The organism is Streptomyces sp. NPDC001157, from assembly GCF_053598255.1.
The window spans coordinates 62410-81865 of sequence record NZ_JBSFJW010000040.1 but is presented as its reverse complement, the minus strand read 5'-3'; the positions used below and the strand labels follow the sequence as shown (position 1 = coordinate 81865).

The window sequence follows — 19456 nt, the reverse complement described above, 5'->3', positions numbered from 1 at the left end:
GGAACTCGGTCAAGGGCCAGATGTACGGCATCCCGCACGGCCGCGGCGCCAACCTGCTGATGTACAAACGCCGGAGGGGCTATGAATAGCCCGTCCTGCGTTTGAGGAGCGGGGCCGTTCAGGCCGAAAGCGGGGGTCTGGGGGCGGCAGCCCCCAGGGGACGGTGGGGGTCCCCCTCTGGGGGAGGGTAGGGGCGGCGGGGGCGAGGAAAATTCAGTGCACCGGCACCGGGCTCCGCCGCGCAGCGACCCGCGCCGCCCGCGTCCCGAACACCGTGATCGTCACGACCCCCAGCACCGCCAGCAGCCCGACCGCGACCGTTCCGCCCCAGCCCCCGGCGTGGAACGCCAGCGCCCCCACCGTGCTCCCCGCACTCGACCCGACGTAGTACGCCGACTGGTACAGGGCGGAAGCCTGCGCACGACCCGTCGTCGCCGTCTTGCTCACCGCCGACGACGCGACCGCATGCCCCGCGAAGAACCCCGCGGTGATCAGCACCAGCCCCAGCAGCACCGGCACGGGCGACCCCGCCAGGGACACGAACAGGCCCGTCGCCGTGGTACCGCCCGCCAGGTACAGGGCCCCGCGGCGGCCCAGCCGCCCCACCAGCCGGCCCGCGGTCGAAGCGGACACCGTACCCACCAGGTACACCAGGAAGATCGACCCGATGATGCCCTGCGGCAGCGAGAACGGCGCCTCCGTCAGGCGGTAACCGATCACCGTGTACACCCCGCCGAACACCGTCATGAACAGCGCACCGATCGCGTACAGCCGGCACAGCAGCGGGTTCGACAGGTGGTCGCGGACCGTACGGGCAAGCACCCGCGGCCGCAGCGAGCCCGCCTTGAAGTGGCGCGGAGCGGGCAGCAGCAGCCGGAACGCCACCGCGCACGCCACCGCGATCGCCCCGATCACACCGACCGCGACCCGCCAGCCCCACTCCTGCGCGACCCAGCCGGTGATCACCCGGCCGCTCATCCCGCCGACACTGTTGCCCGCGACGAACAGCCCGATCGCCGTGACCAGCGCCTTCGGCCGGACCTCCTCCGCGAGATACGCGGTAGCCGAGGCAGGCAGCCCGGCCAGCGCCGCCCCCTGCATCGCCCGCAGCACGACCAGCACGCCCAGCGACGGCGCGAACGGCACCAGGAGCCCCACCGTCACCGCGACCGCCAGCGACCCGGTCATCACCGTGCGACGTCCGAACCGTTCCGACAGGGCACTCATCGGAAGGACGAACACCGCCAGTCCACCGGTCGCCGCCGCAACGGTCCAGCTCGCCTCACTCGCCGCCACCCCGAACTCGCCCGAGATCAGCGGCAGCAGGGCCTGCGTGGAGTACAGCAGCGCGAAGGTCGCGACCCCCGCGAGGAAGAGCGCGAAGCTCATACGGCGGTAACCGGGACCGCCCGGGGCCATACGGGAATCGGCGACATCGACGGCAGGGACAACGGATTCGGCGCCCACGACGGTGGACGCCCCGGTACTGGCGGGAGACATGCCTCGAAGCTACGTACGGCCCCGCTCATCCGTCCAATGCATGGAATCGCCATAATCGTTCCCATGGTGCATCAGCAGAGGTCACAAGCTCGCCTGTCACCGTCCAGTGACACAAAAGACACCGAGGACATCGTCTCGCTGCTCGCCCCGCGCCTCGCCCACTTCGCCGGCGTCGCCCGCACCGAGCACGTCACACGCGCCGCCCAGGAGATGCAGGTCCCGCAGTCCACCCTCTCCCGGGCCATGGTCCGGCTGGAGCAGGACCTGGGCGTCGACCTGTTCGCCCGCCGCGGCCGCACCGTCTCGCTCACCCCGGCCGGCCGCACCTTCCTCGGCTCCGTCGAACGCGCCCTCGCCGAGATCGAGCGCGCCGCCGACGAGGTCCGCGCCGACGCGGACCCGGCCACCGGCAAGGTGGCCTTCGGCTTCCTGCACACCATGGGCGCCGAGACGGTCCCGGGCCTGATCCAGGCCTTCCGCGTGGATCATCCGCGCGTTCGCTTCAGCCTCGTCCAGAACTACGGCGAGGCGATGCTGGAGAAGCTGCGCGCGGGCGAACTCGACCTCTGTCTGACCTCCCCGGTCCCCGACGCCCCCGACCTGGTGGCCCGCCGCCTCGACGAACAGAAACTCCGCCTGGTCGTCCCCGCCGACCATCCCCTCGCGAGCCGCCGCCGCATCCGCCTCGCGGAAGCGGCCGACGAAACCTTCGTCACCCTCGAACCCGGCTACGGCATGCGCCTCATCACGGACGCCCTGTGCAAGGAGGCCGGCTTCAAGCCCCGTATCGCCTTCGAGGGAGAGGAGGCGGAGACCCTACGAGGCCTCGTAGCGGCCGGGCTGGGAGTCGCCCTCCTCCCACCACCGGCCTTCCCCCGCCCAGGAGTTGTGGAGCTCACGGTCACAGCTCCACGCGCGGTACGCGAAATCGGCGTGGCCTGGCTCGACGGCCACCCGGACACACCCCCGGTGGCCGCCTTCAAAAGATTCCTGCTCTCAAGAAGGGGCAACCTGCTCCCGACGTGAGCGGCAGCGCCCCTTAAGGGGCGCGGGGCTGTGTCGATTTGCGGCTCCGCCGCGTGGGCGCGAGCAACCACAGACAATCCGCACCCGCCAACGACCCATCCGCCCCAACGGCGTTAGCGGCGCAACGACTTGCCAAAACCCGCAGCCAAGGGCATCCGCAACCCCAACGGCGGCGGAGCCGCCAACGCATCCTCCACCGGCCGCGAGAACGAACGCCCGAACAACGCCCCCATCACGAAATCCTCGGCCAGCGCCAGCACTTCACTCCGGTACTGATGCAACCCATGACCGTCGGAGTGCACTTCGAACCGGCATACATCCCGGTTCGCCTTCTTCGCCCGCGCCGCCAGCCGGAAGGACAGCTCGGGGTCGGAGACGCCGTCATTCGTGCCATGCACGATCAGCACCCGCCGCCCCGCCAACTGCTTCACCGGTTCAGGCGAAGCGGCGACGTCCTCCTCGGGCAGCCAAGGCGCCATCGCCAGCACGGAGTTGACGGCCTCGTGGCCGCCCGCGCGCAGTGCGGCCCGGCCGCCCATGCCGAGGCCGACGAGGCAGACGGGGACGTCGCCGTAGCGTCGTACGGCTTCGTCCGCGGCCCAGGAGGCGTCCTGCGCCAGATGGGCCTCGCTGCCGTTCCAGCCTCGGTAGCGGTAGTGGACGACATGCGTGGCCAGGCCCTCCTCCCGCCCCGCGCGGGCCAGACGCCGGCCGAGTGCGCGTACGGAGGCGGTCGCCAGCATGGGGGACGGTCTGCGGGCCGACTCCTCGTCGCCGCCGGGGAGCAGCAGAACCACTCCGCTCACCGCCGTCGGTTCCGGGCCGAGCGCCCTCCCCAGCCGGGCCCGTCGAACCGGCGTCGATTGGTGTGCCATGACAGAACAGTGTCAGAAGCGCGGGTGTACGTGCCCCGTCCATGCGGTCACCGTTACGTATCGACGGAGTTGTACAACCGGCGATCTACGCGCGTAGGAGGTAGAGTGCGGAAATGACGAGCCAGACCATCTCGAACACCCCGACGCCGGAGCAGATCCGCCGGGCGCCGAAGGTTCTGCTGCACGACCACCTCGACGGCGGTCTCCGCCCGGGGACGATCGTCGAACTCGCCCGCGACGCGGGCTATGACCGCCTCCCCGAGACCGACTCCGACAAGCTCGGCGTCTGGTTCCGGGAGGCCGCCGACTCCGGTTCGCTGGAGCGGTACTTGGAGACCTTCTCCCACACCGTCGGCGTGATGCAGACCCGGGACGCGCTCGTCCGGGTCGCGCGCGAGTGCGCCGAGGATCTCGCCGAGGACGGGGTCGTGTACGCCGAGGTGCGGTACGCCCCCGAACAGCATCTGGAGGGCGGGCTCAGCCTCGAGGAGGTCGTCGAGGCCGTCAACGAGGGCTTCCGGGAAGGGGAGCGGCTCGCGCGTCAGAGCGGTCGCCGGATCCGCGTCGGCGCGCTGCTCACCGCCATGCGGCACGCCGCCCGCGCCCTGGAGATCGCCGAACTCGCCAACCGCTACCGGGACCTGGGGGTGGTGGGCTTCGACATCGCCGGCGCCGAGGCCGGTTATCCGCCCACCCGGCACCTTGATGCCTTCGAGTATCTGAAGCGCGAGAACAACCACTTCACCATCCACGCCGGTGAGGCCTTCGGGCTGCCGTCGATCTGGCAGGCCCTGCAGTGGTGCGGCGCCGACCGGCTCGGGCACGGGGTGCGCATCATCGACGACATCCAGGTGCACGCCGACGGCTCGGTGAAGCTCGGGCGGCTCGCCTCGTACGTACGGGACAAGCGCATCCCGCTCGAACTGTGCCCCAGTTCCAACCTCCAGACCGGGGCCGCGGAGTCGTATGCCGAACACCCGATCGGGCTGCTGCGCCGACTGCACTTCCGTGCGACCGTGAATACGGACAATAGACTCATGTCCGGCACAAGCATGAGCCGGGAATTCGAGCACCTTGTCGACGCCTTCGGTTATTCGCTCGACGACATGCAGTGGTTCTCCGTCAATGCGATGAAATCAGCGTTCATTCCTTTCGATGAACGACTGGCGATGATCAATGACGTGATCAAGCCCGGATATGCCGAGCTGAAGTCCGAATGGCTGTTCCAGCAAACCGCCTCCACCAGCGGTTCTGTGTCCTCGGGAGACTAACTGGGGATATTGGGGTGTATGGAATGGGGACGGGTATTCACAACCCGTCCCCATTTCGATGTTTGCGGCGGGCGGGTGCCCGTGTTTACGGTCGAGACACCGCTCACATTTCCGCAACCCCATTCGAGGATGCATTTCATGAAGCAGTCTGCTGCCAAGACCCTCGGTGTCGCCGCTCTTGGTGCCGCCTTTGCCGCCACGGGCGCGGGCGCCGCGAACGCGGCCCCGGCGGTCCCGGACGCCACCGGCACGCTGGACTCCGTCACCAGCGCGCTCCCGGCGCAGAACGTCTCCCAGGCGCTGCCGGGTGCCCAGGCGGCGGTGGCCCAGGGCAAGCCCACCCTCGAACGCGGTCTGTCCTCCGTGCAGCCGTCCGCCCGTGCGCTCGCCGACGGCCCGTCCGCGCCGGTCGCCGGGCTGCTCGGCGGTCTGCCGGTGCAGTCGAGCCTGCCCACCCACGGCCTGCCCGTGAACGGCATGCCGATCGGCTGAGCCGCCGCCCTGCGAACGCGCCGATGGGGCGCACCCCCGGGCACGGGGTGCGCCCCATCGGCGTACGTATGAGGAAGGGCTCACCAGGCGGCGCGGGTCGCCTTCTCCTCGGAGGGCAGCAGGATCCACAGCGCTATGTAGAGCAGGAACTGCGGGCCCGGCAGCAGACAGGACAGCAGGAAGATCACACGCATGGTGGTCGCGGAGGTGCCGAAGCGCCGCGCCAGACCGGCGCACACGCCGCCGATCATGCGGCCGTGGGTGGGGCGGACGAGGGCGGACATGTGCGGCTCCTTCGTGAGCGTCGGGGTGAGGCGGCCTCTTGGTGGCTTCCTCATCTGCCTTCCACGCTACGGAGACGAAGGGGGCAAAGCGTCGCTCTAGGGTGCGATCCCGACCCTGGGAAACGTCGGGGTTCGACCCTGAACCGCTTCCTCCTGGCGGACGGCCGCCCGCTCGTCCCTCTCGGACCTGCGGCGGAGCCAGGAGCGGGCCGCGGGGACGACGGCGAGGTGGGCGAGGGCCACACCCACGGTGTTCAGCATGAGCGAGTCGACGTCGGGGACCCGGCCGGGCACCCCGGTCTGCAGCAGCAGGATGCCCGCGGAGACCAGCGCGCCCGCGGCGACCGTACGGACGAACGAGGCGAACGGGAAGGCCCACGGTCTGCCGTGCGCCATCGGGAGCAGGACGCCGAGCGGCGCGAGGAGGCCGATGCCCTCGCCGATGCGGTGGGCCGCCGCGGGCCGGCCCAGCGCCAGGTCAGCGCGTATGCCGGCGAACGGATGCAGGTTGGGGGGCATCACCCAGGGCACATCCAGCGGGCGCAGCGTGAGCCAGGCGACGAACGCGAGGTGTGCGACAAGGAGGACACCCCCTGTCGCACGGACGCGGATCGCGGCGTTGCCGCCGATGGAGCCTTGACGCTGCACGACCCCCTAGACGCCGCGTGCGGCACGATCGGTTCCGGCTTGTCCGCAGGTACCTGTATGAGGCTTCCGCCACACGCCCTCTTCAGGCCCGGTTCACCTCAGGGGTGCTTCAGAGCCTGTGTCATATCCCCGGGCGGGCGCGCGACGCCTGGCACGCACTCCCCCACTGCCTCAAAGGCGTGGGGGGACCCCCGTCGAGGGCGCTCCGGCGCCTTGCGATCGCACGCTCCCCCACGCTCGAACAGGCTCGCGCGGGGGCACCCCATGACGCCGCGCGCTGATCCGGCCGGGGATATGACACCGGCTCTCAGCCGCCCGTGATCTCGCTCGACGGCGGCTGCTCGGTGCCCGGGCGGGAGCGGACCTCGTCCGTGCACTCGTAGCGGCGCAGTGGATCCTTGCCGGGGCCGCCGAGGATGACCGAGCCGTCGCCCTCGGCCGCCGCCGAGTCGGAGAACGTGCAGACGACCTGGGCGAGCGCGAAGGACGTGAGGTCACCGGGCCGGTTGCTGAGCCGGAGTGTGTCGTCGGGGTCGCCGGGGCGGGGGCCGCTCACGGTCATGCCGCCGCGTACGTCCGTGCTGTACCCGGCCTCCTTCTCGGCGGCCGACGGCGTCGCCGCGAGCTGGTCGAGCAGCCCCTGCGCCACCAGCACCCGCCGTTGCGAGTCCGGGGAGCCGTCCGGGACCCGTACCGTCCGGTCCACGGCGACCAGCGAGGACCCGCACAGCAGGAACACCTGCACCGGCAGCCCGCGCGAGGCCTGCGTCGAGACGTTCGGCTCGGCCGGCGAGCACTGCACCTGGGAGGGCGCCGCCCCGAAGTCCGTGGGCACCTCGGTGGGCCGGATGCCGCAGCCGGTGACCAGCGCGGCCATGCCGACGAAAAAGGGGAGCGCCAGGAGACGTCGTACGGTCATGAGGCGTTCCCGTTCTTCCCCGTGTCCTTCTCGGACTCCTCCGTCAGCGCCGACGCGTCCCGCGGCAGCCGCAGGGTGAACACCGCGCCGCCGTCGGGGGAGTTGGCGGCGGTGATCTCACCGCCGTGGATATGGGCGTTCTCCAGGGCGATGGAGAGCCCGAGGCCGCTGCCCTCGGAGCGGGGGCGGGAGGCGCTCGCCTTGTAGAAGCGGTCGAAGACGTGCGGCAGAACGTCCTCGGGGATGCCCGGCCCATGGTCCCGGACAGCGATCTCGATCTCGTCGTCCTCTGTCCGCACCGACACCCGCACCGGCGACCCGCCGTGCTTGAGCGCGTTGCCGATCAGGTTGGCGAGGATCACGTCCAGGCGGCGCGGGTCGACGCGGGCGTGGATGCCGCGCTCGGCGTCCAGGTCGACCGCGTCCAGCCAGGCGCGGGCGTCGATGCAGGCGGTGATCTGGTCGGCGAGGTCGACGTCGTCCAGGACCAGCCGTGCGGTGCCCGCGTCGAAGCGGGTGACCTCCATGAGGTTCTCGACGAGGTCGTTGAGCCGCCGGGTCTCACTGACGACGAGCCGTACGGCGGGCTCGATCATCGGGTCCATCGACCCGGAATCCGCCTCCAACTCCTCCTCCAGGATCTCTGTCACGGCGGTGATCGCGGTGAGCGGTGTACGGAGTTCATGACTCATGTCGGCGACGAAGCGCCGGGACGCCTCGTCCCGCGCGGCCATGTCCTCGACCCGTTTCTCCAGCGCCTCGGCCGCATAGTTGAACGTCCGTGACAGATCTGCGAGTTCGTCGGTCCCGGACACCCTCAGCCGGGTGTCCAGCTTGCCCTCGCCGAGCCTGCGCGCGGCGACCCCGAGCCGCTGCACCGGCTTGAGCACGGTCGAGGCGGCGGCCTGCGCGAGCAGCGCCGAGCCGACCAGCGCGAGCCCGGTGGCGATCCCCAGCGACCAGGCGAGGGAGTTGAGGTCCTTGGCCTCCGGCTCCAGCGACTTGAGCATGTAGCCGGTCGCCCCGCCGTTGATCACCTTCGTGCCCGCCACCAGGTACGGGGTGCCGTGGTCGACGACGCGCTGCCAGTACAGGTGGTAGGCGTACTTGTTGCCCGAGTCGACCTGCTGTTTCTTGTTCACGGCCGCACGCAGCGACTTCGGCACGTCCTGCAGCGAGAAGCCGTCCAGGCCGCCCGAACTGCCGTAGACGGTCCTGCCGTCGGCGTCCTGGGCGACGAGCAGCACGCTGAAGCGCTGGCTGCTGTTCGCCATCTGCCCTGCGGTGTGCTGCAGTTCGTCCTGCGAGGGATGCGCGGTCAGGGTGCCCGCCCGGGTCTGCATCGCCTGCCGGAAGTCCCCGAGCACCGCGTCCTGGGTGCGGGTGAGCACGGCCTCGCGGTTGAGCCAGTACGCGATCCCGGACGCGGACACGGCCGCGGTGAGCGCCACCAGCCCGAAGACGACGACCAGGCGCAGGCGCAGACTGGTGAAGCGCAGCCGTGAAAGATGTCCCTTGCGAGTCGCGGCCCAGCCGCGAACCCCCCCTTGCGCTTCGGTCACTGAGGCGTGTCCAGCCGGTAACCCACGCCGCGCACGGTACGGATCAGCGTCGGGGACGACGGCACGTCCTCGACCTTGGCACGCAGCCGCTGGACGCACGCGTCCACCAGCCGGGAGTCGCCGAGGTAGTCGTGCTCCCACACCAGCCGCAGCAGCTGCTGCCGGGACAGCGCCTGGCCGGGCCGGCGGCTCAGCTCCAGGAGCAGCCTGAGCTCGGTCGGCGTGAGCTGCAGGTCCTCGCCGTTCTTGGTCACTGTCATCGCCGCGCGGTCGATGACCAGGCTGCCGAAGCTCGCCGCGTCGGTCGACTCGCGGTCCCCGCGCCGCAGCACGGCCCGGATCCGGGCGTCGAGCACCCGTCCCTGGATCGGCTTGACCACGTAGTCGTCCGCGCCGGACTCCAGGCCCACGACCACATCGATGTCGTCGCTGCGCGCGGTCAGCAGAATGATCGGCAACTGGTCCGTGCGCCGGATGCGCCGGCACACCTCGAACCCGTCGATGCCGGGCAGCATCACATCCAGCACGATCAGGTCCGGCCGCTGCTCGCGAAGGAGCTTCAGACCGTCCTCACCGGTGGCAGCGGTGGCAACCCGGTGTCCCTGGCGCGTAAGAGACAGCTCCAGGGCCGTACGGATGGCGTCGTCATCCTCGATCAGCAACAGGGTAGGCACGCGCTCATTCTGGCCCATGGTGGGTCGGGGTTTCGACTCCTGCTGCGGACCTGTATTCCTGCGTGCCCGTACCGCTCTTCTCTGTGACCGCGCTGTGTCTTCCCTGCGGCCGACCCCTGTGACAGGTCTGTGACAGTCGGCGGACACGGCCATGAAGGTGCGAGGGCAAGCTTTTCGGCACAGGCAAGGAAGCACCGCTGAGACACCGCGGAGATACACCGCCTGAGCAAGCCGAACACCGGAAGTCCACGACGGGGGGCGCGAGATGAACATGCTGCACAGCACCAGCACCAGCGCAGTGATCACGCGCCTGCACGACGTGAACGGGGGCCGGGGTTCCGAGAAGTCCGGTGCCGTGAGCGGGCGGGGGTGCGCTCGCGGCGCCGGGCGTCAGCACACCGCGTACATGACGGTGGTTGACGGTTTCACGGGGGAACCGCACGGGGGAAGCGCGTACAGGGAGGACACGGGGGAGCGTCGGTCGCTGTCGGAGGCGGAGTTCACCGCCTACGTCCAGGAGCGCCGCGCCTCCCTGTACGCCACCGCGTACCACCTGACCGGTGACCGCTTCGAGGCCGAGGACCTGCTGCAGAGCGCGCTGTTCTCGACGTACAAGGCCTGGGACCGGATCAGCGACAAGGCCGCGGTCGGGGGCTACCTCCGCCGCACCATGACGAACCTGCACATCAGCGCGTGGCGCCGCCGCAAGCTGAACGAATACCCGACCGAGGAGCTGCCGGAGACGCCCGGCGACACGGACGCGATGCGCGGCACGGAGCTGCGCGCGGTCCTGTGGCAGGCGCTCGCCCGCCTCCCCGAACTCCAGCGCACCATGCTGGTCCTGCGCTACTACGAGGGCCGCACGGACCCGGAGATCGCGGAGATCCTCGACATCAGTGTCGGCACGGTGAAGTCCAGCATCTGGCGGTCGCTCCGCCGGCTGCGCGAGGACGAGGTCCTCAGCTTCGGCCGTGACGAGGAGGACGCCTTCGGGGAGCTCGTCGCCTGAGGGTTGGGGGGAAGCAAGTAACGGGGGAAGTACGGGGGAGCGGTAACCGAGGGGGGACCCACGGGGGACCAACGGGGGTTCACGGGGGAAGCCCACGGGGGAACGGGGGAGAGCGGGACTGGAGGGCCGGGGGGTCCGCCCAGTCCCGCTTTTTGTCTGTGCGCTCCCGCTGCTGGGAGTGCGGTCAGCGTGTGGGGGTCGCCGCGGGGCGTCGGCCCACCGCGGCCGCGGCCAGCCGGCCCAGGGCCTCGTCCCGGTCGCAGGCGTGGGCGCCGAGGGCGGTCTGGCGGGCGATGATCGAGCGTTCCTGGCGCATCAGGCGCCAGCCGCGGCGCAGCAGGAACGGGACCGACTTGCGGCCCTCCTTCAGATCGCGCAGGAAGCGGCGGCGGAAGGTGCGGACCGCGCCGCGGTTCAGGCACAGGGCGTCGGCCAGCAGCCCCAACTCCTGGCAGCGCTCGACGATCTCGGCCGCGAAGATGCCCTCCGCGATGAACAGCGGGGTCCGTCCTATGTCGACGGTCACCTCGCCCGTGCGGGCACTCAGCGAGATGTCGTAGACCGGGACGTTCGTACGGCCGGTGCGGCACAGCTCGGCGATCGCGGCGACGGCCGTGTCCGTGTCCCAGGAGCCCGGGTGGTCCCAGTCGATGTCGGAGCTTCCCGCCACGAGCGGCAAAGTCGGGTCCTCGCCCTCCTTGTAGAAGTCGTCGAGGCGCAGCACGGGCAGGCCGGAGCGGGCGGCGACAAGGGACTTGCCCGAGCCCGAGGGGCCGCACAACAGCACGACGCGGGCGGGGGAGGGGAGATGGATGCTCACGGGACACCAGTTTGACGTATTCCGTACGCCCTGCCGACCCCGCGGGTCGGCTTTGGAGTGCGCATCACATCTCAACTACCCTTCGTGTCGACCTGATTACTCAGCGAATCCAAGGTGACTACTGCAATGGCACGACACGCTTCCCCCTCCAAGCCCCACGCCCAGCGCGCCCTGATCGCCCTCGCCACCGTCACGGCGGCGCTGGGCGCGAGCGCGGCGACCGCGTCCGCGGACTCCACGGCCGCCGTGAAGGTGCCGTTGTCGCCGACCACTGCGGCGGGCGCGCTCAGCAAGCTCGACCCTCAGAAGAGCCTCCAGGCGCCGACCGGCCAGGTGCGGTCCGTCACCGGGTCCGTCCAGGGCCTCAAGCGGGGCGCCCTCACCCGCAACACCGTCGACCCGACGAACTACCACATCGCCGGCCCGCTCTCCGGTCTGGCCTTCCTCGCTCAGGAGAGCCCGGTCGGTACGGTGCCGGCGGCGCTGACCACGGCCGCCATGCTGCTGGGCGGCCCGCGCCTGGTCTGAGCCCGGCCCGCGCATGAGAGAGAGCCGCGTCTTCCCCGGACGGAGGGAGGACGCGGCTCTCGGCTTCGCAGAGGGCTCAGTACGCCGAGCCCGACGCGCCCAGCGACCCCGTCGGGTGCCAGACCGTCTTCGTCTCCAGGAACGCCGTCATGCGGTCGATGCCCGGCGTCGCCGACCAGTCGACTTCGTCCACAGGCTGTGGACGCAGAACCCGCTTCAGGTTGTCCGCCGCCGCGATCTCCAGTTCCTTCGCCAGTACGTCATCGGCGCCGGCGAGGTCGATCGCGTTGACGTCCTGGTGCGCGGCCAGCGGCGTGGCGATCTCCGCCGTACGGCCGGAGAGGACGTTGACGACGCCGCCGGGCAGGTCGGAGGTGGCCAGGACCTCGCCCAGGGAGAGCGCGGGGAGCGGGGACTTCTCGGAGGCCACCACGACCGCCGTGTTGCCCGTCGCGATCACCGGGGCGATCACCGAGACCAGGCCGAGGAACGACGACTCCTGGGGGGCCAGGACCGCGACCACGCCGGTCGGCTCGGGCGAGGACAGGTTGAAGTACGGGCCCGCGACCGGGTTTCCGCCGCCGACCACCTGGGCGATCTTGTCGGTCCAGCCCGCGTACCAGACCCAGCGGTCGATCGCCGCGTCGACGACCGCGGCGGCCTTCGACTTCGACAAGCCTTCGGAGTCGGCCACTTCGCGTACGAACTGCTCGCGGCGGCCCTCCAGCATCTCGGCGATGCGGTAGAGGATCTGACCGCGGTTGTACGCCGTCGCGCCCGACCAGCCGCCGAACGCCTTGCGGGCGGCGACCACGGCGTCACGGGCGTCCTTGCGGGACGAAAGGGGCACGTTCGCCAGCCAGTTGCCCTTTGTGTCCGTCACCTCGTACACCCGGCCGCTCTCGGAACGCGGGAACTTCCCGCCGACGTACAGCTTGTAGGTCTTGAAGACCGACAGACGGTCGAACCGCTCGGTCTTCTCGGTCTTCTCAGACATCGAGGTACGCCTCCAGGCCGTGGCGGCCGCCCTCGCGGCCGAAGCCCGACTCCTTGTAACCGCCGAACGGCGAGGTCGGGTCGAACTTGTTGAACGTGTTGGACCACACGACGCCCGCACGGAGCTTGTTCGCGACGGCGAGGATCCGCGAGCCCTTCTCCGTCCAGATGCCCGCCGACAGGCCGTACTGGGTGTTGTTGGCCTTGGCGACCGCCTCGTCCGGGGTGCGGAAGCTGAGGACGGACAGCACGGGGCCGAAGATCTCGTCGCGGGCGATCCGGTGCGCCTGGGTGACGTTCGTGAAGAGCGTCGGGGCGAACCAGTAGCCGGAGGACGGGATTTCGCAGGCCGGGGACCAGCGCTCGGCGCCCTCCGCCTCGCCCTGTTCGACCAGGGTGGTGATGCGGGAGAGCTGTTCCTCGGAGTTGATCGCGCCGATGTCCGTGTTCTTGTCGAGCGGGTCGCCGAGACGGAGCGTCGACAGGCGGCGCTTGAGCGAGTCCAGCAGCTCGTCCTGGATCGACTCCTGGACGAGGAGCCGGCTGCCCGCGCAGCAGACCTGGCCCTGGTTGAAGAAGATGCCGTTGACGATCCCCTCGACGGCCTGGTCGATGGGGGCGTCGTCGAAGACGATGTTGGCGCCCTTGCCGCCCAGTTCGAGGGTGATCTTCTTACGGGTGCCCGCGACCGTCTTCGCGATCTCCTTGCCGACGGCCGTGGAGCCCGTGAACGCGACCTTGTTCACGTCCGGGTGCGCGACGAGCGCGGCGCCCGTGTCGCCGTAGCCGGGAAGGATGTTGACGACGCCCTTGGGGAGGCCTGCCTGGCGGCAGATGTCCGCGAAGAACAGGGCGGAGAGGGGGGTCGTCTCGGCGGGCTTGAGGACGACCGTGTTGCCGGTCGCCAGTGCCGGGGCGATCTTCCACGCCAGCATCAGGAGCGGGAAGTTCCAGGGGATGACCTGGCCGGCGACGCCCAGCGGGCGCGGGTTGGCACCGAAGCCGGCGTGCTCCAGCTTGTCGGCCCAGCCCGCGTAGTAGAAGAAGTGCGCGGCGACCAGGGGGAGGTCGGCGTCGCGGGTCTCCTTGATCGGCTTGCCGTTGTCCAGCGTCTCCAGGACCGCCAGCTCACGGCTGCGCTCCTGGATGATCCGAGCGATGCGGAACAGGTACTTGGCGCGCTCCGAGCCGGGCAGCGCCGACCACTTCTCGAAGGCCTTGCGGGCGGCCTTCACCGCTCGGTCGACGTCCTCGGAACCGGCCTGGGCGACCTCCGACAGCACCTCCTCGGTGCTCGGGGAGACCGTCTTGAAGACCTTGCCGTCGGCCGCGTCCACGAACTCGCCGTCGATGAACAGGCCGTAGGAGGGGGCGATGTCGACGATCGAGCGGGACTCGGGCGCCGGCGCGTATTCGAATGCGGATGCCATGGTGATCAGTCCACCGTCACGTAGTCGGGGCCGGAGTAGCGGCCGGTGGCCAGCTTCTGGCGCTGCATCAGCAGATCGTTCAGAAGCGAGGAGGCGCCGAAGCGGAACCAGTGGTTGTCCAGCCAGTCCTCGCCCGCGGTCTCGTTGACCAGGACGAGGAACTTGATCGCGTCCTTGGAGGTGCGGATGCCGCCGGCGGGCTTCACGCCCACCTGTACCCCGGTCTGCGCGCGGAAGTCGCGCACGGCCTCCAGCATCAGCAGGGTGTTGGCGGGGGTGGCGTTGACCGCGACCTTGCCCGTGGACGTCTTGATGAAGTCCGCGCCCGCCAGCATGCCGAGCCAGCTCGCGCGGCGGATGTTGTCGTACGTGGACAGCTCGCCCGTCTCGAAGATGACCTTGAGGCGGGCGGAGGCTCCGCAGGCCTCCTTCACGGCGACGATCTCGTCGTACACCTTCAGGAAGTGGCCCGCGAGGAACGCTCCGCGGTCGATGACCATGTCGATCTCGTCCGCGCCCGCGGCGACGGCCTCGCGGACGTCCGCCAGCTTCACGGCGATCGGCGCGCGGCCCGCCGGGAAGGCGGTGGCGACCGAGGCGACCTTCACGGAGGAGCCGGCGACGGCCTCCTTCGCGGCGGGCACCATGTCGGGGTAGACGCAGACGGCCGCGGTCGCGGGGGTCGTACGGTCCGTGGGGTCGGGGTGGACCGCCTTGGCGCCGAGCGCCCGGACCTTGCCCGGGGTGTCCGCGCCTTCCAGCGTCGTCAGGTCGACCATCGAGATGGCGAGGTCGATGGCGTACGCCTTCGCGGTCGTCTTGATGGAACGGGTGCCGAGCGAGGCGGCGCGCGCCTCCAGGCCGACCGCGTCGACGCCGGGCAGCCCGTGGAGGAAGCGGCGCAGCGTGCTGTCGGACGCGGTGACGTCAGCGAGAGCATGAGCTGTGGGTGCAGTGGTGGGCATGGTCACCAGACGAGCATATCTACGCGCGTAGCGGCTGTACACCCCCGGCTGCTCATCGAGTGCGCACCCACCACGTACGAGCATCGCCGTGGCCGTCGGGCAGAATCGCAGTATGACGACCCCGGACCACGAGTCAGCAGCACCGCAGCCCCCCGCCTCCGAGTACAAGGACCGGGTCTACCGGTCGTCCGGGGGCATCGCCGGCGGCGTCCTGCTGCTTGCCATCGCGGGCTGGCTGGGCATCGACGCGATCGTCTCCGGGCACGGCCACACCCCGTGGCTGGCGCTCGCCACGCTGATCCTCGTCGTGCCGCTGATCGTCGCCTTCACGCTGCGCCCCGCCGTCCACGCCAACGAGCAGCGGCTGCGCATCCGCAACCCCTTCCGCATCGTCGTGGTGCCCTGGGGCGAGGTCGTCCTGCTGCGGTCCGGCTACTCCAACGAGGTGGTCGTGAAGTCCGGCGGCAAGTACCAGCTGTGGGCCGTCCCCGTCTCGCTGCGCGCCCGGAAGAAGGCGGCGCGGCAGGAGGCCAGGGCCACGGCAGGCGCGAGCGGTCAGGGGCGGCGCGGCCGACTGGGCGGTGCCTTCGGTCCCAGCGCCCCCTCGGGCGGCGCCGCCGCCGTCCCGGAGGGGCCCACGCGCGCCGAGAGCGACAAGGTCATGGACGACCTGCGCGAGCTGCTCAAGACCCATGAGCGGACGGGGACGGCGCAGGGTCAGGGTGAGGTGACGGTGCGCTGGGCGTACGAGATCGCGGGTCCGGCGGTGGCCGGGGCGGTGCTGCTGGCGATTCTGGCGGCGATGGGCTGAGCCGCGCCTGATCCGCCGGGCGGGTCCCGGTCCGGAGCGCGGACGGGGCCGGGGTGATCTCCGGGCTACCGCTGCACGGTTTCCTTCGGCATGCTCGGCTCACACCTGGCCACGACGGCCAACCCCCCCACCCGCACGGAACCGGGGACCGCTGCCACCTCGGTGGCCTGAGTGTCTGGGAAACCAGGAGTACGACGCCCCGGCAGCTGCCCGCTGCCGCGATCCCCGACGGCTGCCCGCCCTGGGAGGCATGCACACACGCGCCGCTGGACGTAGGCGTCGGCGCCGCGCTGGGTGCGGGTGCGGGTGCGGGTGCGGGTGCGGGTGCCCAAGCGTGATCCTGCTGGTGGACCTGTGCGCCCTGCTCGCCGCCTGCGGGCTCGCCGACTTCGGGGTGCAGACGGGCAGGCCGCCGGAGGCGCGGGTCGAGTGTGGCGGGAGTGGGAAAGCCCGGCGGGGGAAGTGGGCGCTTGGGAAGCGGGCGTCGCCGCTGCCCAGGGTGATCGGCGGGCTGGGTGGTGCGGTTCCGGTCGGTCCACCCGTTGCCGGGGTGCCGCGGTGGGGTGTGGTGGCCGGGTCGACGGCGCTGGGTGGATCAGCGGGAGGGGTGCCCGTGGGCCGGTGGCCGAGGGCGCCCCTCCGAGGTGACGCTGGTTCGAGCGGTACGGCTCAGATGCCGGCCGCCGCCGACAGGTCCCGCTTGATCGCCGCGAGGAGGTCGTTCGCGGTGGCGTGGGCCGCCGGGAGGTCGGCGTGCGTGGCGACGGGGAGCACTACCTCCAGGTAGCACTTCAGCTTGGGCTCCGTGCCGCTCGGGCGGACGATGACGCGGGCGCCGTCGAGCGTGTAGCGCAGCCCGTCGGTGGGCGGCAGCCTGTCGGTGCCCCGGGTGAGGTCCTCGGCCCTGGTGACGGCGAGGCCCGCGAGCTCGGTCGGCGGCTGCTCGCGCAGCTGCTGCATGGCGCGGGCGATGACCGACAGGTCCTCCACCCGGACCGAGAGCTGGTCGGTGGCGTGCAGCCCGTGCTCCACGGCGAGGTCGTCGAGGAGGTCCGGCAGGGTCCGCCCCTCCTCCTTGAGCTCGGACGCCAGCTCGGTGATCAGCAGCGCGGCGGTGATGCCGTCCTTGTCGCGCACCCCGTCCGGGTCCACGCAGTAGCCGAGGGCCTCCTCGTAGCCGTAGCGCAGGCCCTCGACGCGGGCGATCCACTTGAAGCCGGTGAGGGTCTCCTCATACGGCAGCCCCGCCTTCTCGGCGATACGGCCGAGGAGGGAGGACGAGACGATCGACTCGGCGAAGGTGCCCTGTGCTCCGCGCCTGACCAGGTGGGCGGCGAGCAGGGCGCCGACCTCGTCGCCGCGCAGCATCCGCCAGTCGCCGGCGTCCTTGACCGCCACGGCGCAGCGGTCCGCGTCGGGGTCGTTGGCGATGATCAGGTCCGGGTCGGTCGCGCGGGCCTTCGCGAAGGCGAGGTCCATGGCGCCCGGCTCTTCCGGGTTGGGGAAGGCGACGGTGGGGAAGTCCGGGTCGGGCTCGGCCTGTTCGGCGACCAGGACGGGCTCGGGGAAACCGGCCCGGGCGAACGCGGCGAGCAGGACGTCCTTGCCGACGCCGTGCATCGCGGTGTAGACGGTGCGGGCGGTGCGCGGGGAACCGGCGGCGAGCACCGCGTCCGTGCGGGCCAGGTAGGCGTTCAGGACGCTGTCGTCGAGGGTCTCCCAGCCGGCTTCCGGACGCGGTACGTCGTCCAGGGCGACGATCGCGTCGATCTCGGCGGCGATCTCCGCGTCGGCCGGCGGCACGATCTGCGAACCGTCCCCGAGGTAGACCTTGTAGCCGTTGTCGCGGGGCGGGTTGTGGCTGGCGGTGACCTCCACGCCCGCGACCGCGCCGAGGTGCCTTATCGCGTAGGCGAGCACGGGGGTGGGGAGCGGGCGGGGGAGCACCGCGGCCCGGAAGCCCGCGCCCGTCATCACGGCCGCCGTGTCGCGCGCGAAGTCCGCGGACTTGTGCCGGGCGTCGTAGCCGATGACGACGAGCCCGCCGAGCTGTCCCTTGGCGTTGAGGTACGCGGCGAGTCCGGCGGCGGCCCGGATGACGACCGAACGGTTCATGCGCATGGGGCCTGCGCCGAGCTCACCGCGCAGGCCGGCGGTGCCGAACTGGAGGGTGCCGCTGAAGCGGTCGGTGAGTTCTGTGACGTCACCGGCCTCGATGAGCTTGGCGAGCTCGTCGCGGGTCTCGGGGTCCGGGTCCTCGGCGAGCCACGCGTTGGCGCGGGCGATGAGGTCGTCGTGCACGGTCGGTCCAGCCTCTCGTGTGGTCTGAGGGGGATGCCTGCGGCGCATCCGCGGGTTCGGTGGGGGTGCGGGTGGCGCCTGCGGTTCGATTGTGGGTCGGGGCTGCGCCGGGGGGGTGTCCGTCCTCGGTCGGGCGGTTGGTGTCGGGTGGGGCCGTGCTCGGTGGTGGACGCCCGCCGCTGCGGGCGGACACCCCCCGCCACGTCCCCTCCTCGCCGTGGGCGACTACAGCCGTCGCGTGTCCGCCACGGGTGACTGCAGCCTCCCAAGGGGCGCGTGTCCGCCATGGGCGACTGCAGCCTCCCAGGGGCGCGGGGAACTGCGCGACCAGCCACGACCGGTCCGCAGTCGCGCTACGACATTCCGCGGCACCCCCTGAGGCGTTCAGATCCGCCCAAGCACCTGCGTCAGCAGCGAGCCCATCCGCGTCGCCGAGTCGCGGCCCGCCTGGAGGACCTCCTCGTGGTTCAGCGGTTCGCCGGTCATCCCCGCGGCGAGGTTGGTGACGAGAGAAATACCCAGCACCTCCGCACCCGCCTCACGCGCCGCGATGGCCTCCAGCACCGTCGACATGCCCACCAGGTCCGCCCCGATCACCCGGGCCATCCGGATCTCGGCCGGCGTCTCGTAGTGCGGGCCGGGGAACTGGGCGTAGACGCCCTCCTCCAGGCTGGGGTCGATCTCCTTGCACAGGGCGCGGAGGCGAGGGGAGTAGAGGTCCGTCAGGTCGACGAAGTTCGCGCCGATGATCGGGGACGTCGCCGTCAGGTTGATGTGGTCGCTGATCAGGACCGGCTGGCCGGGGCGCATGCCCTCGCGGAGGCCTCCGCAGCCGTTGGTGAGCACGACGGTCTTGCAGCCGGCGGCGACGGCGGTACGGACGCCGTGCGCGACGGCGGCGACCCCGCGGCCCTCGTAGTAGTGCGTACGGCCCAGGAAGACCAGGGCCCGCTTCTCACCGATCTTGTACGAGCGGATCTTGCCGCCGTGCCCCTCCACCGCCGGCGGCGGGAAACCGGGCAGGTCGGTGACCTGGAGCTCGGCGTCGGGTGCGCCGAGGGCGTCCACGGCCGGTGCCCAGCCGGAGCCCATCACGAGGGCGACGTCGTGGGTCTCGGCGCCGGTCAGTTCGCGCAGGCGCGCGGCGGCGGCGTCGGCGGCGGCGTGGGGATCGCCCTGGATGTCGTCCGGAAGAAGAGATGCGTTCACGCGTCGAGAGTAGCCGCTCTGGGCCTACGCGCGTAGATGACAGAGCTCACGGGTTGGCGATCGTTGTCTTGTCGTTTCCAACGAAGCCTGTGACGCAACGGGACCTTTGTGGCCCCTGTGGTTCAACTGTGAACCT

Annotated in this window: 19 protein-coding genes; 6 read left to right on the top strand and 13 right to left on the bottom strand. The window is 71.0% G+C overall.

The window, feature by feature from the left end; all coding sequences use genetic code 11:
* Positions 1-213: 213 nt before the first annotated feature.
* Complete coding sequence (locus ACWDAG_RS40710; RefSeq protein ID WP_450700600.1) at positions 214-1500, bottom strand: MFS transporter; 1287 nt, start codon at positions 1498-1500, stop codon at positions 214-216.
* Positions 1501-1563: 63 nt separating this feature from the next.
* Here ACWDAG_RS40710 and ACWDAG_RS40705 point away from each other — a divergent pair, with 63 nt between their 5' ends.
* On the top strand, positions 1564-2526 hold the full coding sequence (locus tag ACWDAG_RS40705) for a LysR substrate-binding domain-containing protein (RefSeq protein ID WP_450700599.1): 963 nt from the start codon (positions 1564-1566) through the stop codon (positions 2524-2526).
* A 113-nt stretch (positions 2527-2639) separates the two neighbouring features.
* Here the strand turns inward: ACWDAG_RS40705 and ACWDAG_RS40700 are convergent, their stop codons facing one another.
* Positions 2640-3401, bottom strand: coding sequence for an alpha/beta hydrolase (locus ACWDAG_RS40700; protein ID WP_450700598.1), 762 nt, complete (start codon positions 3399-3401; stop codon positions 2640-2642).
* Positions 3402-3514: 113 nt separating this feature from the next.
* Here ACWDAG_RS40700 and ACWDAG_RS40695 point away from each other — a divergent pair, with 113 nt between their 5' ends.
* Positions 3515-4672, top strand: coding sequence for an adenosine deaminase (locus tag ACWDAG_RS40695; RefSeq protein WP_450700597.1), 1158 nt, complete (start codon positions 3515-3517; stop codon positions 4670-4672).
* A 138-nt stretch (positions 4673-4810) separates the two neighbouring features.
* On the top strand, positions 4811-5164 hold the full coding sequence (locus tag ACWDAG_RS40690; RefSeq protein WP_450700596.1) for an ATP-binding protein: 354 nt from the start codon (positions 4811-4813) through the stop codon (positions 5162-5164).
* 80 nt (positions 5165-5244) lie between these two features.
* On the opposite strand, the gene ACWDAG_RS40685 is transcribed toward ACWDAG_RS40690, so the two are convergent.
* From ACWDAG_RS40685 to afsQ1, 5 genes are all read right to left on the bottom strand, one after another.
* Complete coding sequence (locus ACWDAG_RS40685) at positions 5245-5448, bottom strand: PspC domain-containing protein (RefSeq protein ID WP_450700595.1); 204 nt, start codon at positions 5446-5448, stop codon at positions 5245-5247.
* A gap of 96 nt (positions 5449-5544) precedes the next feature.
* Positions 5545-6096 (bottom strand): VanZ family protein, encoded by a 552-nt coding sequence (locus ACWDAG_RS40680; protein WP_450700594.1) that lies wholly within the window; start codon positions 6094-6096, stop codon positions 5545-5547.
* Between the two features lie 307 nt (positions 6097-6403).
* Positions 6404-7015, bottom strand: coding sequence for a hypothetical protein (locus ACWDAG_RS40675; protein ID WP_450700593.1), 612 nt, complete (start codon positions 7013-7015; stop codon positions 6404-6406).
* Positions 7012-8577, bottom strand: a complete 1566-nt coding sequence (locus ACWDAG_RS40670) for an ATP-binding protein (RefSeq protein WP_450700592.1) — start codon at positions 8575-8577, stop codon at positions 7012-7014. Before ACWDAG_RS40670 ends, ACWDAG_RS40675 begins: the two co-directional genes overlap by 4 nt.
* The gene (gene afsQ1 / locus ACWDAG_RS40665; RefSeq protein WP_030929935.1) at positions 8574-9251 is read right to left on the bottom strand and encodes a two-component system response regulator AfsQ1; all 678 of its coding nucleotides are present in this window, start codon (positions 9249-9251) and stop codon (positions 8574-8576) included. Before afsQ1 ends, ACWDAG_RS40670 begins: the two co-directional genes overlap by 4 nt.
* 265 nt (positions 9252-9516) lie before the next feature.
* On the opposite strand from afsQ1, the gene ACWDAG_RS40660 reads away from it, so the two are divergent.
* Positions 9517-10260 (top strand): SigE family RNA polymerase sigma factor, encoded by a 744-nt coding sequence (locus ACWDAG_RS40660; protein ID WP_450700591.1) that lies wholly within the window; start codon positions 9517-9519, stop codon positions 10258-10260.
* A 184-nt stretch (positions 10261-10444) separates the two neighbouring features.
* Here the strand turns inward: ACWDAG_RS40660 and ACWDAG_RS40655 are convergent, their stop codons facing one another.
* Positions 10445-11080 carry a uridine kinase family protein gene (locus tag ACWDAG_RS40655; protein WP_450700590.1) on the bottom strand — a complete coding sequence of 212 codons (636 nt, stop codon included), beginning with the start codon at positions 11078-11080 and terminating at the stop codon, positions 10445-10447.
* Positions 11081-11206: 126 nt separating this feature from the next.
* Between ACWDAG_RS40655 and ACWDAG_RS40650 the strand changes: the two genes are divergently transcribed.
* The gene (locus tag ACWDAG_RS40650; RefSeq protein WP_450700589.1) at positions 11207-11608 is read left to right on the top strand and encodes a hypothetical protein; all 402 of its coding nucleotides are present in this window, start codon (positions 11207-11209) and stop codon (positions 11606-11608) included.
* A gap of 76 nt (positions 11609-11684) precedes the next feature.
* On the opposite strand, the gene ACWDAG_RS40645 is transcribed toward ACWDAG_RS40650, so the two are convergent.
* Genes ACWDAG_RS40645 through deoC form a run of 3 tightly spaced genes read right to left on the bottom strand, consistent with a single transcriptional unit; the run spans position 11685 to position 14999 of the window.
* Positions 11685-12605, bottom strand: coding sequence for an aldehyde dehydrogenase family protein (locus ACWDAG_RS40645; RefSeq protein ID WP_450700588.1), 921 nt, complete (start codon positions 12603-12605; stop codon positions 11685-11687).
* Positions 12598-14034, bottom strand: a complete 1437-nt coding sequence (locus ACWDAG_RS40640) for an aldehyde dehydrogenase family protein (RefSeq protein WP_450700587.1) — start codon at positions 14032-14034, stop codon at positions 12598-12600. The genes ACWDAG_RS40645 and ACWDAG_RS40640 overlap by 8 nt, the downstream gene beginning before the upstream one ends.
* Before the next feature lie 5 nt (positions 14035-14039).
* Positions 14040-14999, bottom strand: coding sequence for a deoxyribose-phosphate aldolase (gene deoC / locus ACWDAG_RS40635; RefSeq protein WP_450700604.1), 960 nt, complete (start codon positions 14997-14999; stop codon positions 14040-14042).
* 112 nt (positions 15000-15111) lie between these two features.
* On the opposite strand from deoC, the gene ACWDAG_RS40630 reads away from it, so the two are divergent.
* Complete coding sequence (locus tag ACWDAG_RS40630; protein ID WP_450700586.1) at positions 15112-15810, top strand: PH domain-containing protein; 699 nt, start codon at positions 15112-15114, stop codon at positions 15808-15810.
* Between the two features lie 669 nt (positions 15811-16479).
* Here the strand turns inward: ACWDAG_RS40630 and ACWDAG_RS40625 are convergent.
* Both ACWDAG_RS40625 and ACWDAG_RS40620 read right to left on the bottom strand, forming a co-directional pair.
* Positions 16480-18111 (bottom strand): phospho-sugar mutase, encoded by a 1632-nt coding sequence (locus ACWDAG_RS40625; protein WP_450700585.1) that lies wholly within the window; start codon positions 18109-18111, stop codon positions 16480-16482.
* Positions 18112-18495: 384 nt separating this feature from the next.
* Positions 18496-19320, bottom strand: a complete 825-nt coding sequence (locus tag ACWDAG_RS40620) for a purine-nucleoside phosphorylase (protein ID WP_450700584.1) — start codon at positions 19318-19320, stop codon at positions 18496-18498.
* Positions 19321-19456: the final 136 nt, after the last annotated feature.

Coding starts and splice junctions, on each gene's coding strand:
- ACWDAG_RS40710 (WP_450700600.1), bottom strand. CDS start 1,500: ATGTCTCCCGCCAGTACCGGGGCGTCCACCGTCGTGGGCGCCGAATCC.
- ACWDAG_RS40705 (WP_450700599.1), top strand. CDS start 1,564: ATGGTGCATCAGCAGAGGTCACAAGCTCGCCTGTCACCGTCCAGTGAC.
- ACWDAG_RS40700 (WP_450700598.1), bottom strand. CDS start 3,401: ATGGCACACCAATCGACGCCGGTTCGACGGGCCCGGCTGGGGAGGGCG.
- ACWDAG_RS40695 (WP_450700597.1), top strand. CDS start 3,515: ATGACGAGCCAGACCATCTCGAACACCCCGACGCCGGAGCAGATCCGC.
- ACWDAG_RS40690 (WP_450700596.1), top strand. CDS start 4,811: ATGAAGCAGTCTGCTGCCAAGACCCTCGGTGTCGCCGCTCTTGGTGCC.
- ACWDAG_RS40685 (WP_450700595.1), bottom strand. CDS start 5,448: ATGTCCGCCCTCGTCCGCCCCACCCACGGCCGCATGATCGGCGGCGTG.
- ACWDAG_RS40675 (WP_450700593.1), bottom strand. CDS start 7,015: ATGACCGTACGACGTCTCCTGGCGCTCCCCTTTTTCGTCGGCATGGCC.
- ACWDAG_RS40660 (WP_450700591.1), top strand. CDS start 9,517: ATGAACATGCTGCACAGCACCAGCACCAGCGCAGTGATCACGCGCCTG.
- ACWDAG_RS40650 (WP_450700589.1), top strand. CDS start 11,207: ATGGCACGACACGCTTCCCCCTCCAAGCCCCACGCCCAGCGCGCCCTG.
- ACWDAG_RS40645 (WP_450700588.1), bottom strand. CDS start 12,605: ATGTCTGAGAAGACCGAGAAGACCGAGCGGTTCGACCGTCTGTCGGTC.
- ACWDAG_RS40640 (WP_450700587.1), bottom strand. CDS start 14,034: ATGGCATCCGCATTCGAATACGCGCCGGCGCCCGAGTCCCGCTCGATC.
- deoC (WP_450700604.1), bottom strand. CDS start 14,999: ATGCCCACCACTGCACCCACAGCTCATGCTCTCGCTGACGTCACCGCG.
- ACWDAG_RS40630 (WP_450700586.1), top strand. CDS start 15,112: ATGACGACCCCGGACCACGAGTCAGCAGCACCGCAGCCCCCCGCCTCC.